The 13052-nt window shown below is 42.1% G+C and carries 15 protein-coding genes and 1 pseudogene; 7 read left to right on the forward strand and 9 right to left on the reverse strand.

Annotated elements, in window-relative coordinates; all coding sequences use genetic code 11:
- The coding region (locus H6G97_RS14970) for a transposase family protein (RefSeq protein ID WP_277883296.1) at positions 1–176 on the forward strand (176 nt) is incomplete at its 5' end.
- 336 nt (positions 177–512) lie between these two features.
- On the opposite strand, the gene H6G97_RS14975 is transcribed toward H6G97_RS14970, so the two are convergent.
- The 8 genes from H6G97_RS14975 to H6G97_RS15010 form a co-directional block, all read right to left on the reverse strand.
- Positions 513–806, reverse strand: coding sequence for a putative toxin-antitoxin system toxin component, PIN family (locus H6G97_RS14975; RefSeq protein ID WP_199349384.1), 294 nt, complete (start codon positions 804–806; stop codon positions 513–515).
- Positions 796–1023, reverse strand: coding sequence for a hypothetical protein (locus H6G97_RS14980; RefSeq protein WP_190941459.1), 228 nt, complete (start codon positions 1021–1023; stop codon positions 796–798). Before H6G97_RS14980 ends, H6G97_RS14975 begins: the two co-directional genes overlap by 11 nt.
- A gap of 211 nt (positions 1024–1234) precedes the next feature.
- The gene (locus H6G97_RS14985; protein WP_190941461.1) at positions 1235–2638 is read right to left on the reverse strand and encodes a ferredoxin:protochlorophyllide reductase (ATP-dependent) subunit N; all 1404 of its coding nucleotides are present in this window, start codon (positions 2636–2638) and stop codon (positions 1235–1237) included.
- Positions 2639–2814: 176 nt separating this feature from the next.
- Complete coding sequence (locus H6G97_RS14990; RefSeq protein WP_190941463.1) at positions 2815–3609, reverse strand: DUF5331 domain-containing protein; 795 nt, start codon at positions 3607–3609, stop codon at positions 2815–2817.
- A 32-nt stretch (positions 3610–3641) separates the two neighbouring features.
- Entirely contained in the window at positions 3642–4508 is an 867-nt protein-coding gene (gene bchL, locus H6G97_RS14995) for a ferredoxin:protochlorophyllide reductase (ATP-dependent) iron-sulfur ATP-binding protein (protein WP_069070723.1), read from the reverse strand.
- A gap of 646 nt (positions 4509–5154) precedes the next feature.
- A complete protein-coding gene (locus H6G97_RS15000) occupies positions 5155–5409 on the reverse strand; it encodes a TIGR02450 family Trp-rich protein (protein ID WP_190941465.1) in 255 nt (84 codons plus the stop codon).
- A 63-nt stretch (positions 5410–5472) separates the two neighbouring features.
- On the reverse strand, positions 5473–5847 hold the full coding sequence (locus H6G97_RS15005; RefSeq protein ID WP_190941467.1) for a hypothetical protein: 375 nt from the start codon (positions 5845–5847) through the stop codon (positions 5473–5475).
- Between the two features lie 153 nt (positions 5848–6000).
- Positions 6001–6216: a helix-turn-helix domain-containing protein gene (locus H6G97_RS15010; RefSeq protein ID WP_190941469.1), complete on the reverse strand. Its 216-nt coding sequence runs from the start codon at positions 6214–6216 to the stop codon at positions 6001–6003.
- Positions 6217–6295: 79 nt separating this feature from the next.
- Here H6G97_RS15010 and H6G97_RS15015 point away from each other — a divergent pair, with 79 nt between their 5' ends.
- The 3 genes and pseudogenes from H6G97_RS15015 (at position 6296) to clpB (ending at position 9768) form a co-directional block, all read left to right on the forward strand.
- Positions 6296–6547, forward strand: coding sequence for a hypothetical protein (locus H6G97_RS15015; RefSeq protein ID WP_190941471.1), 252 nt, complete (start codon positions 6296–6298; stop codon positions 6545–6547).
- A pseudogene (locus tag H6G97_RS15020) lies at positions 6544–6942 on the forward strand (ACP S-malonyltransferase). The gene H6G97_RS15015 and the pseudogene H6G97_RS15020 overlap by 4 nt, the downstream one beginning before the upstream one ends.
- A gap of 207 nt (positions 6943–7149) precedes the next feature.
- Complete coding sequence (clpB, locus tag H6G97_RS15025; RefSeq protein ID WP_190941473.1) at positions 7150–9768, forward strand: ATP-dependent chaperone ClpB; 2619 nt, start codon at positions 7150–7152, stop codon at positions 9766–9768.
- Positions 9769–9946: 178 nt separating this feature from the next.
- On the opposite strand, the gene H6G97_RS15030 is transcribed toward clpB, so the two are convergent.
- Positions 9947–10513 (reverse strand): SRPBCC family protein, encoded by a 567-nt coding sequence (locus tag H6G97_RS15030; RefSeq protein ID WP_190941475.1) that lies wholly within the window; start codon positions 10511–10513, stop codon positions 9947–9949.
- 421 nt (positions 10514–10934) lie between these two features.
- Between H6G97_RS15030 and H6G97_RS15035 the strand changes: the two genes are divergently transcribed.
- From H6G97_RS15035 to H6G97_RS15045, 3 genes are all read left to right on the forward strand, one after another.
- Positions 10935–11129, forward strand: a complete 195-nt coding sequence (locus tag H6G97_RS15035) for a hypothetical protein (RefSeq protein WP_190941477.1) — start codon at positions 10935–10937, stop codon at positions 11127–11129.
- A 113-nt stretch (positions 11130–11242) separates the two neighbouring features.
- A complete protein-coding gene (rd, locus tag H6G97_RS15040; protein ID WP_190941479.1) occupies positions 11243–11407 on the forward strand; it encodes a rubredoxin in 165 nt (54 codons plus the stop codon).
- A 51-nt stretch (positions 11408–11458) separates the two neighbouring features.
- Positions 11459–12694, forward strand: a complete 1236-nt coding sequence (locus H6G97_RS15045) for a BaiN/RdsA family NAD(P)/FAD-dependent oxidoreductase (RefSeq protein ID WP_190941603.1) — start codon at positions 11459–11461, stop codon at positions 12692–12694.
- Positions 12695–13052: the final 358 nt, after the last annotated feature.

Genomic DNA, 13052 nt, shown 5'->3' on the forward strand with positions numbered 1-13052 from the left:
AAAATAAGGGTTTATCTAGTAATCGCATATTTATTGAGCATTTGATCCGATTGCTGAAAATATTTCGCATAGCCTCGCAAAGATTTCGCTTAAGGATTGATACCTATGAACAGATTATCTTAACAGTTTGTGGGTTAGTAAGGCTAAGAATTGGTAGTTTAGTTTTACCAAATTAATTACTATTAATAGTAATGCTAACTTAGATAACTAGGGAGTATTATTTATGGCTCTAAACTATCAGTAACTATCTCAAAGCTTTATGATTACGTTTTCACGAAGATATCAAAGCTTGCTCTCAAAGCTTTGAACAGTCTGGCTTTGGAGTTTTCGGACAAGTCTCTTTAGAGTTACAGCCCTCCATCTGAACTAATTACAGGATTAAAGATGAATTAATCAAGGTCAATAAAGTCTCTGGGAGTAATAATCTGGTTTTGATATTCGGCTAGGGTCTCGAGTGATAAAAGGTCTTGATCTCCTGTGATTAAAACTTCTGCATTTGCATCTTTAGCAAGTTATAAAAATTTGTTTTCATCTGGATCTCTACAGGTGTTTATTTGAGATTTTATTTGTATAAATTGACTATACTTTTTAACTATGTCCAAAAAATCTTGTCGGTCTTCATCTGAGATATATTTATCGAACTTACGTTTGTAAATTCGTGTGTTTAATTCTTGATAAGTTTCATCGCTTTGAGCAGTTTTGAATTCTTTATAGACTTTATCTATGGCTTTACGGGCTGCTCCATTAGGACTTAGAGCAGCACTAAGTAAAACATTTGTGTAAATGACAATTAGTTTATGATTCATCGGCGAGTAATTCTTCTAGAGTTTCTTCGGTTAATCCTTTGGCTTGAGCATTTCTGCCGATTCTGTCAAAAACACTAAGTAAATCTTCATCTTTATTATTTGAGGAAGTTTTCTTTATTTCTTGAATAAGTTGTTCTTGTTCTTGTGCGGGAAGTTGTAGGACAAGATTAAGAATTTGCTCGAAGCTTAGGGGGAGTTGATAGGTTTTTTGAGTCATGGTGAGTTCTGGAGTTAGGGAATAGAAACTTGTTAGCTTTTTTAATCATTTTAGCATTTTTGATTATCCCCATTTATCCTGTTTCTCTGTGTTCTCCGCGCCTCTGCGGTAGCCTGCGGCAAGCCGCTTTGCGTCTACGTAAAAAAAAAGGACGAACCCAAAAGTTCGCCCCCAACATAGTATTATGCTGTTGCTCAATCCAAACCCAAATCTAAATCTTCCCTTCTTCTCTCACCAACTTATCCCAACCCAAATCTTTCAAATTATTATTCCGACGTAGCGGACGAGTCACCAACTCTAACATGTCACGCGCATTCGTAAAGCCGTGAATTTGAGCAAAAGTGAACTCTACAGACCACTTTGTATTAATACCCCGTGCTTCCAACGGATTAGCGTGAGCCATACCAGTAATTACCAAGTCTGGTTTCAACTCATAAATTCGTTGAAGTTGATTGTAATTATCTGGCTTCTCCACAATTCTTGGCAGGGGTGAATTCATTTCCTGGCAAGTTTTCTCCAGCAATGCCAACTCAGCAGCTTGATAGCGCTTATCCATGTAGGGAATGCCGATTTCGTGAACAGTCATCCCACAACGGATTAAGAATCTTGCTTGGGAAACTTCCAGCAAGTTATCACCCATGAAGAATACAGACTTACCGCGAATCAGTTTCACGTAATCTTCCAAACCTGCCCAAATTTGTGCTTCCCGTTCATCCAAACCCTTGGGAGTAATACCGAACACCGAGCAGATTTTCTCAATCCAAGCGCGAGTACCATCGGGGCCAATGGGGAAGGGTGCGCCAATGAGTTTACACTTACGGCGGCGCATTAAGGTGGTAGCTGTGCGGCTGAGGAAGGGGTTGACACCAGCGACATAATACCCTTCTTCCAGTACTGGCAGTTCAGTGAAGCGCTTCGCGGGTAGCCAGCCGGAAACTTTGATGCCTTGTTTCTTCAGTTCCAAAGTTAACTGAGTAACTACGGGGTCTGGAAGGGAGCCAAAGAGAACTAAGGGTGGATGATCCACGTACTCAGATTCATCTTGGGCGACATCTTCTTTCTTTTTACCGAAGTTGAGCAATTTAGCGATCGCATTACGTTCACTTTTCTCTGTTTCCGCCACCGGAGCCTTATCAGGACAACGGTTAGCCATAGCAGCTAATACGGTGTCTTCCCCTTGGGTAAAGGCGTAATCTAGACCATTTGCCCGCGCTACAACGATGGGAATCCCGATTTCGGATTCTAGTTTCGGTGCTAAACCTTCCAAATCTGTTTTGATAATTTCCGTGGTGCAAGTGCCAATCCAGACAATTACACTAGGATTGCGATCGCGTTTAATTTGCAAGCACAACCGCTTTAACTCTTCATAATCACTCAGTTGTGCCGAAATATCGCCCTCTTCCAACTCTGCCATTGCATAGCGGGGTTCAGCAAAAATCATCACCCCCATCGCATTTTGCAGGAAGTAGCCACAAGTTTTTGTCCCAATCACCAAAAAGAAGCTATCTTCAATTTTTTGATATAACCACGCCACGCAGCTAATTGGGCAAAAGGTATGGTAATTTCCAGTTTCACATTCAAAGCTTAAAGCTTCTGGTTGTTGAGCGACAGTCATTTTGGTTTTTTCTCCCCTTGATATTTAATGGCAGGTCAACCAATTTTAGATTTTAAATTGACAATTTTGGATTAAAGACTGGGACAACAAAAGTATCCTTTGTCTAACGACAATTTCCCTAATTCCTAACCCAAAATCCCAAATCTAAAACTTAAAGTTGCGAGGAACGGCAATAATTAAGCGTTGGGGAAGAGACGGGCAATTTCTGATTCATCAAAAACGCCTGCTGGCAGTTCTTCCCCTAAAAAATCGTTACTTTCTTCAGCCTTTTGCAAAGCTGTTTCATCACCCCAGACATCTGACAACACGTCTTTAAACGCATTTTCGTCTAGTGGACTATCTTCAAGCCCCTCGTCTTCATCCAGCTTTATTTCCATTACAGCTGTTGCATCTGTATCGAAGGCAATTTCCCCAAACTCATCTGCTTCTAAACTAGAGGTTTCCAGAGACTGATCTTTTGAGTCTTGCCCGTTGGTTAAGGAAATATCGCCAAAGGCATCTTCGGTTTCCTCTAACTCGCTGATTTCCAGGCTTGGAGCGTCAGAATCCACTATTGTGAACTCCTGAACTACCGCCACCGCCGCAAAGCCATTTGTATGAGGATGTGCCAATGTTTCTTCTTCAGGCTTTTCGTCGATGACAGCCGCTGCTTCTTCTATGAATCTCTCTACTTCTGGGTTGCCAACAAAGCGATTACCGAGAACTAAATCTGGGTCAAAATGCAAATCCAGCACTTCAATCAGGGTATCGGCATCAGGATTAAGTTTGGCAAAGGGCAACATTAACTGCGCTAGTTTTGGCTCTAGGGCGTTAAGAACTCCCAGGATGAGGTAAGAAGGTGGTCGCTTCCCGCCATCAGGGGTGTACACTGACTCCACTTCCATGTGTAGGGTAATCCAGTCTCGATTACTCTGGAAAAATTGCAACCACTTTTGCTTTATTGAATCCGTAAAGCTGTGAAAGAATGCCATGTTATTGTCCCCCATCCTGAGAACTTGGTGATTTATACAATCATCAAGTCTAGTTCCTCTTCTGAATTAGGAACCTGGGGTTTTCCCGGATTTAGATAAAAATCGGATAACAAAGCGAACAGCTCCCGATCTGGTGTGTCGTTAGGTACAACACCTTCGGGACGCGCCAGAATTTGGTCAGCGATGTTGAGGTAGTAGTCGCAAACGTAGTCTAGGGAAGGATCTTGCTCTGCCATCTCAAACAAAGTTTTCCCTTTCACACGGGAAACACGGATATCTTCAATTAAAGGTAAAACCTCTAGAACTGGCATGGGCACAGCTTCTATATATTTTTCAATCAAGTCGCGTTTGGAGGTGCGGTTGCCAATTAACCCAGCTAAACGCAGTGGGTGAGTTCTTGCTTTTTCGCGCACTGAAGCAGCGATCCGATTGGCAGCAAATAAAGCATCAAAGCCATTGTCTGTAACGATCAGGCAGTAATCTGCATAGTTGAGTGGTGCTGCAAAACCACCGCAAACTACGTCACCCAGAACGTCAAAGAGAATTACATCGTATTCATCAAAGGCGTTCAGTTCTTTAAGTAATTTTACGGTTTCACCGACTACGTATCCACCGCACCCAGCACCCGCAGGTGGGCCACCAGCTTCTACGCAATCAACACCGCCGTAGCCTTTATAAATCACATCTTCCGGCCAGACATCTTCGTAGTGATAGTCCTTTTCTTGAAGGGTGTCGATAATTGTGGGAATCAAAAACCCAGTCAGGGTAAAGGTACTGTCATGTTTGGGGTCGCAACCAATTTGCAGCACTTTCTTGCCACGTTTAGCTAGGGCGACTGATATGTTACAGCTAGTTGTGGATTTACCGATACCACCTTTTCCGTAGACTGCTAGTTTCACTTTTATTTGCCTCTTATAGCTACTTGTCAAACTTGTGGCTCAAACATTTGCCTTCACCTTTCCTGAGATGGCGATGCGTGAGGTCTGTGAATGTCATTATTGGGCAAATTACCTAGAAAAGAAAGTGGCTCTTAATTTGGAAAACGCTCTTATCCGATGAATTAAATCACAATTATATCTATTTGGATTTTTATAAGCTTTAAGGGCTTTATTAGCTCTAAAAACCATAAATAAACAATTTTTATTACTTATTTTTATAAAAAGAGTTACAAAAAACAAAAAACTGAAATCGGCTTTTTTGAATGCTTTTCATCGAATTAGCTGATGGTCGGACAACGTGTTTTCAAGGCATTAGGGCGCTGGGTGAAGGGTAAAGAGAGGTATATGCAGCCTTATGCTGGAAATACTACTGTAATTTGCGTTAGCGTAGCTCACCCTACCACTTAGTGGAAGCAAGCTACGCGTAGCGTCTTGTAGAGAAGGTATCGCAGATAAATTGCCAGTTTTCAGTCTGTAGTCACAACCATTTAATTGCTGCTTGAGAGTAAGTTAGTCAGTATTTGTAAAAATTTATTAATTTACCAAATTTAGGAGGTGATAGCCCTCTTAATGGGCATTCCCATCCAGAGACTGGGAACAAGACTAATTAAGACACCTCAGTTTCAACTCCGTGGATTTCCTGTAATGTTTGCCAGCCAGCTTGCCACTGGGAATTATCTTGTAATAATTTGGCATTTATCCAAAAACGGACTTTCGGATCACAAGCAGCAACCATTTCGGCATAAACCCAGTTAGCCTGATTTTTCCGATTGACAACTTGGAAGTGCCGCCAGCCATCAACTTTTTGCTGTGCCGTCCACTTAGAACCAACTAAGTAAGGAAATTTTTGTTTTTTAGTCATTTGTCATTTGTCATGTGTCATTTGTTAATAGGTATGGGTTCTTCTCTTGCCCCCAATCCCCAGCTAATATGTCAGCAAATCACCGTTACGGGTAAACTTTTGACAATCCAACTCACTATCTTGCTGGACACATAGTGAAAACCATCTGATATGACTCCAGCAGGTGTTGATGTTGTTGGTAATTTTACGCTTTTTCTTGGAAAGGCGTTGTCTTACGACTTCATTAGGGCAAAGAATCTCTAACGTTCCTGTACCATCTTCGTAATTGACGATGCGAAATAGACAGTCTTGCAACATCGCACGGCTGCTGCTGTCGAAGAACCGCTTAAACCTCTGTAGCTTTTCCCCTTCAGTCATTTGGCTGATGGGTTTTATGTTCAAGAAATCCTCATCCTCAAAATCAAAGTCATCATCTTCAAAGTCGTAGGGGTCAATCATTTTCAGCATCCACTAGGCGACCTGGGATTATAGTAACTCTGTGTGGGGGCAGGAGGAGAATAGTGAAGGCAAGGTAGAAGAACTTTAAACTTACTTACGCATTGAGATTTATGGTGAGGTTCAGCCAGCTTCGGCAATAAGCTTGCCAATTTCTTAAAGGGTTGCACCTGTTGCCAGCATCGCACGTATCAACAGTTCAATTGAAACTGAAGCATCACCATTTTCTGCCTTAGCAACACGTGGTTGACTTGAGTGAATTCTCTTGGCTAATTCAACTTGTGTCATTACTTTTTGTCGTCGTGCTTTTAAACTCCAGCTGAGTGCTAGTTTAATTCCAATCAGAGCATTTTCTTCTGGCGTTAGTTCCAAAAATTCTGAAACTGTACCAACCTTCCAACCCCTTGCTTCTAGACGTTTTTTTTAACTTGATCCATGACTAATTCTTGCCATGCTTAACTTGACGGATGAGCAAATTAATGCCGCTCTGTCTTACATTGAGACGCATCGTCAAGAGGTTGAAGCAGAGTATCAACTCGTTCTCAAGGAAGCCGAAGAGCTGCGGCAGTACTACGAAGAACAGAATCGTGAGTTGGTTGAGAAAATGGCCAAAATGCCGCCACCACCAGGACGAGAAGCAGCTTGGAAAAAACTTCAGGCGCAGAAAGCCAGACTTAGAGCCCAACTTGAACCCCAGACATGATTTTTCTCGTCGATCATAATCTTGAAGGACACGCACTGCTTCTGTCAGGCAGTATCACAAATCAAGGTTAGCAAGATTTGTTTTCAATCCGCTTTGTTCTTCTCGAAGAGATGTCACTATCAGTTAATAGCAGCGACAGAGTTGTGTGGAGATTTGCTCAAGCAAATCAAATGCTCCTACTCACTGCGAATCGCAGAATGAAAGGAAAGTATTCTCTAGAGCAAGTATTGCAGGAAGAAAACACGCCGAATTCGTTTCCGGTTGTCACAATTGGAGACGCTAATCGAGTTTTGAATGATCCTGACTACCGGGATCTCTGTGTTAATCGCCTACTTGAAATTGTACTTTATTATATTGAGAATTACATGGGGACACGTCGAATTTTTATTCCGTAAGTTGCTCTGTTTGTTGTGCAATGAACAAAAATTGCACATGGAAATCGCAACTACGGGAAAATACGACTTTTACAAGACGTGAACACCGATCTAGGCGATCGCTCTGCTGTTCATACAATATCTATTAAGAATAGAAATTGTATTTACTTGGTGTTCTGGCGGTAGCCTGCAACAAGCTGCTGCGCCTCTACCTTCTTGAAAAAGCCTATGCAACCTACTAATCCTAACCAATTTACAGAAAAAGCCTGGGAAGCGATCGCCCATACCCCAGATATTGTTAAACAATATCAACAACAGCAAATTGAAAGTGAACACCTGATGAAAGCGCTGCTAGAACAAGATGGTCTAGCAACTGGGATTCTCACTAAGGCGGGTGTTAACCTCCAAAAACTGCGCGATCGCACTGAACAATTTTTTCAACGTCAGCCGAAAGTATCTGGTACTAGCAGTTCTGTCTACTTGGGACGTAGCTTGGATACACTTCTAGATCGGGCAGACGGATATCGCAAAGAGTTTCAAGACGAATATATTTCAATTGAACACTTATTGCTGGCTTACGCTAAAGATGACCGCTTTGGCAAAGCTTTATTCCAAGAGTTTGGTTTAGACGAAGGCAAGCTAAAAAATATTATTAAACAAGTTCGAGGGAGCCAAAAAGTGACCGATCAAAATCCAGAAGGCAAATATGAAGCACTGGAAAAATACGGGCGTGACCTTACAGAAGCTGCCCGTAAAGGCCAACTTGACCCAGTAATTGGGCGAGATGATGAGATTCGTCGGACTGTGCAAATTCTCTCTCGCCGCACCAAAAATAATCCTGTGCTAATTGGTGAACCAGGTGTTGGTAAAACTGCGATCGCCGAAGGATTAGCACAACGCATTATTGCAGGTGATGTACCCCAATCCCTCAAAGACCGCAAGCTGATTTCTTTAGATATGGGTGCTTTGATTGCAGGGGCCAAATTCCGGGGTGAATTTGAAGAACGCCTGAAAGCAGTATTGAAAGAAGTTACTGAATCTGGCGGCAATATTGTTTTATTTATTGATGAAATTCACACCGTTGTCGGCGCTGGTGCAACCCAAGGCGCGATGGATGCTGGTAACTTATTAAAACCGATGTTGGCGCGGGGCGAATTGCGCTGTATTGGGGCGACAACTCTAGATGAATACCGCAAACATATCGAAAAAGATGCGGCACTAGAAAGACGCTTCCAGCAAGTTTATGTCGATCAGCCCAGTGTAGAAGATAGCATTTCGATTCTACGCGGGTTGAGAGAACGTTATGAAAACCACCACGGGGTGAAAATTTCTGATAGTGCTTTAGTTGCAGCAGCCGTATTGTCGAGTCGTTATATTAGCGATCGCTTCCTCCCTGATAAAGCCATTGACTTAGTGGATGAAGCCGCCGCTAGATTAAAAATGGAGATTACCTCCAAACCTGAAGAACTCGACGAAATTGATCGCAAGATTCTGCAATTGGAAATGGAGAAGCTTTCGCTGAAAAAAGAAAGTGATGCAGCTTCTCGTGAACGTCTAGAAAAATTAGAAAAAGAAATTGCCGATCTCAAAGAAGAACAAAGAACCCTGAATAGTCAATGGCAGTCTGAAAAAGACATTATTGACAAAATTCAGTCTGTGAAAAAAGAGATTGAACGGGTCAATTTAGAGATTCAGCAAGCAGAACGCGACTACGACCTTAACCGTGCTGCTGAGTTGAAATACGGCAATTTAACCAGTTTGCACCGTCAATTGCAAACAGTAGAATCTGAATTGGCAAACGCTCAAAGAAGTGGTAAATCACTATTACGGGAAGAAGTCACAGAAGCTGATATTGCCGAAATTATTTCTAAATGGACAGGAATTCCCATTAGCAAGTTGGTGGAATCGGAGAAAGAAAAATTGCTCCATTTAGAAGATGAACTGCACCGCCGCGTAGTTGGACAAGAAGAAGCAGTTACAGCTGTAGCCGATGCAATTCAGCGATCGCGGGCTGGATTGGCTGATCCCAATCGTCCCATTGCTAGCTTTATTTTCCTTGGGCCTACAGGTGTGGGTAAAACTGAGTTGGCGAAAGCGCTGGCGGCGTATATGTTCGACAGTGAAGATGCGCTGGTGCGAATCGATATGTCGGAGTATATGGAGAAACACGCCGTCTCTCGTTTAATCGGTGCGCCTCCAGGATATGTAGGTTACGAAGAAGGCGGACAACTTACAGAAGCGATTCGTCGCCGTCCTTATTCAGTGATTCTTTTCGACGAAATCGAGAAAGCACACCCCGATGTATTTAATATCTTCTTGCAAATTCTTGATGATGGTCGCGTCACTGATGCCCAAGGTCATAAAGTAGACTTTAAAAACGCTATTATCATCATGACCAGCAACATCGGTTCGCAGTACATTCTTGATGTCGCCGGAGATAACGCCCACTACGACGAAATGCGTCGTCGAGTAATGGAGGCGATGCGGAATAGCTTCCGTCCAGAGTTCCTAAACCGGATTGACGAAATTATCATCTTCCACGGTTTAGATAAGAAAGAATTGCGGCATATTGTGCTACTGCAAGTCGAAAGATTGCGGCAAAGATTGAGCGATCGCAAAATATCCCTCAAGCTCTCGGATACTGCACTTGACTTTTTAGCAGAAGTAGGATATGACCCAGTTTATGGGGCGCGTCCACTGAAGCGGGCGATTCAGCGAGAGTTAGAAACTCAAATTGCCAAAGCCATTTTGCGCGGTGAATTCACCGACGGCAACACCATCTTTGTAGATGTGCAAAATGAGCGTCTTTCTTTTAGTCGCTTACCTGCTGAGGTATTTACCAGCTAATTGAAAAAGAGGCAGGGGAGCAGGGAGCAAGGGGAGGCAAGGTGACTTGAGTGAGAACTTGCAACAAGTGCTTTCCCCTTGCCTGTTCGTTAAAGATCATCTCACGCCAAAACGCCAAGTCAAGCAAGAGCGTCTTGGCGTTTTTTTGTGAAACATTAGTAGGGTGTATAATTACGAATTACGAATTACGTTGACCCTTACAAATCACTTGTCGCATTTTACGCATATTTGCAGGCAACTCTAAATTCATTGCTTGTTGAATGAAAATTGATGGAATTGGAATAAGAGGAGTAGCTTGCACAGTATAAGCTAGCATTGTACCGTTACCGCAATCTTTGAGTTCTAAATTGGCGTTAAAATCCTCGAAAGTCCCTTTTTCCATGCGGAATTGGATTTGTTGCCCCAACACTTCTACAACGTTGAGGTAAATTTCAACTTGAGCTGTGAAAAACAAAAAGGCTTTTTGTGCTGCTTGATACAGGCGTTTGACTTCACCTTTGTGTGATATCTCGCTTTTAGTGATGTCGGGAAAATATTGCACCCAGCGCGGGTAATCAGTTAATTGCTGCCAAACTTGCGATCGCACCATCGGCAAATACATCCAGGCTGTCACCGCGCCGCCCCAGCTTTTGTGCGATCGCGTTTCTACTAAAATTTCACCCTGTACCAGCAACTTTTGCTTGTCTTGATTCCAAGCCATATCTGAACCTGCAATAATTGAGTCTGATATATAAGATGCAGACATAATGATTTAAGTTACTCCTCAACTCATCCACCTAAATGAAGTTGAAACTACAAGCTGTAAACTTGGCTTCAGATCCAACCCATTAAACTTTAGCTCCAGTCTAATACTTATCTTTTCCAGAAACAGCGATTTTTGCTAATTATTTCAGTTACTTTACTGTAAAAACTGTGTTTCTTATTACAATTAATACAATTAACACTTAAGTAAATTTTATCAAAGCAATATTTATAGATGAAAAACTGCGTTGTTAGCAGCTAGAATGGCACAAACACGACCGAATATCAAGCACTTTAACCCAATGTTTGGATAGTTTCTCTAAACTTTCACGTATTATTTCTGATGAAACTGCAACTTCATGAGAACTTCATATCTTAATTATCAATATCAACTGTAATGTCTGTTGAGTTGGGAGGAAAAGTAGGTGAATCAATCTTCTTTAAATCGTAGATTAATCCAGATTTTTGGTATCCTTCTTGGCGTTAGCGTTGCCGTTTGGGTACTCAGAGGCTTTGGTATTCTTACTTTTATTCCAGGTGGAATAATTTGGCTATTGTTACTTGGGGCGATCGCGATCGGGATTATCAGTTACGTCCAAAGGACATGGTGGCGTTTTTAATTGGCAAGTAATATAAGGCTGAGTGCAGTCAAGAGGCAGGAAGTAAACCCGATAAATAAATTTAGGGGTTTCGATAAGGATGCAGGAAATACAATTTACTAAGAGAAACGAACATGACAAAGTATAAATGTACTGTTTGCAGCTACGTATATGACCCAGAACAAGGAGATCCAGATAGCGACATAGCACCGGGAACAGCCTTTGAAGATATCCCAGAAGATTGGTCATGTCCAACTTGCGGTGCCCAAAAATCAGACTTCGAACCTGATGAAGAGTGAAGATAACAGCTAGCCTAGAGAGTAGGTGCTGTAAAAGAGACATTTTTGAAATTGTTACCGTTACAAATTGTAGTTATTGGGGGTGGGGCAGCAGGATTTTTTGGCGCGATCGCTTGTGCTAAAGCAAATCCTGATGCCCAAGTTACTTTACTCGAAGCTAGTCGCCAACCCCTAGCGAAAGTGCTAATTTCTGGTGGCGGACGCTGCAACGTGACTCATGCTTGCTTTGAGCCGGAGGAGTTAGTGCAAAATTACCCCAGAGGTGCAAAAGCTTTACGGGGTGCTTTGACTCGGTTTGGGCCTCAAGATACAGTAGCTTGGTTTGCGACTCACGGAGTCTATCTCAAAACTGAAGCTGATAACCGGATGTTTCCTGTCACCAATACTTCAGAAACCATTGTGGAATGTCTGATTAAAGCGGTGGCGAAATCTGGGGTAAAACTCCGTATTGGTACACATGTAACTTCAGTGAGAACCTTAGCAGATGGGGGTTTTGATATCCTTCTGAAGTCGGGAGAGACGATTAAATGCGATCGCTTACTTTTTGCAACCGGCAGCAGCCTTGCGGGTTATAAAATTCTTCGAGAGTTAGGTCATCAAATTGAACCACCAGTACCCTCGTTATTTACCTTCAACATTGTCGATCAAAAGCTGCGGGAATTGGCTGGAGTTAGTGTTAATCGTGTCCAATTACGGTTATCTGCGGGTGGAAAATCTCAATTACAACAAATTGGGCCATTGTTAATTACCCACTGGGGTTTGAGTGGCCCGGCTGTTTTGAAGCTTTCTGCTTGGGGTGCAAGATTTCTCCACGAAAGCCGCTATCAAGCCAAGTTATTAATTAATTGGCTACCTGATTTGCAACAAGAACAAGTGCGAGAAAAAGTTTTAGCAGTTAAAGATGAATGGGGAAAGAAAGCGATCGCATTGCATCGCGGCGTTGATCTCCCTCATCGTCTCTGGCAATATATCATTGCTCGTGCAGGCATCACCACAGAAGACCGTTGGGCAGAAATATCTAGTAAAACCTTAAATCAATTGGTGCAAGAACTTACTCAGGGACAATATTTAATCAACGGTAAAGGAGCTTTCAAAGAAGAATTTGTTACCTGTGGCGGCGTCAACCTTAAAGAAGTCAACTTCAAGACAATGGAAAGTAGATTAGTTCCTGGTCTTTATTTTGCCGGAGAAATCTTAGATATTGATGGCGTTACCGGTGGGTTTAACTTCCAAAGCGCTTGGACAACCGGGTATTTAGCAGGGCTAGCAATGGCGACTAGCGACTAGTTTCACTACAATGATTATGGTAGTTTAAAAAATTTCGTAGTAAGCACTTTAGTGTTAAAAAAAAAAGGACTAAAGTTTTTACTACGAACTCATCAAAATTAATGTAGCAGACTACTATAACGATTATCGTGAAAATTTATTATCAAAAAGATAACTTTGAAATTTTATCTTAGTTCTCTTTTGATCAAATATTCAACTTATTCTACTAGCAGATCCCCAACTTCTTAAATCAGTGAAAATAAGCTCATTTTTACGACGAGAGCCATCAACAGAACAATGTCAGTGAAGTATTTCGACCTGAAGCGAAGTTAGGTAAGGTCTAATTCCATCACCGCTACACGTCTATAAAATGATCATA

It is taken from the genome of Nostoc flagelliforme FACHB-838 (assembly GCF_014698065.1).
Lineage (GTDB): Bacteria > Cyanobacteriota > Cyanobacteriia > Cyanobacteriales > Nostocaceae > Nostoc > Nostoc flagelliforme_B.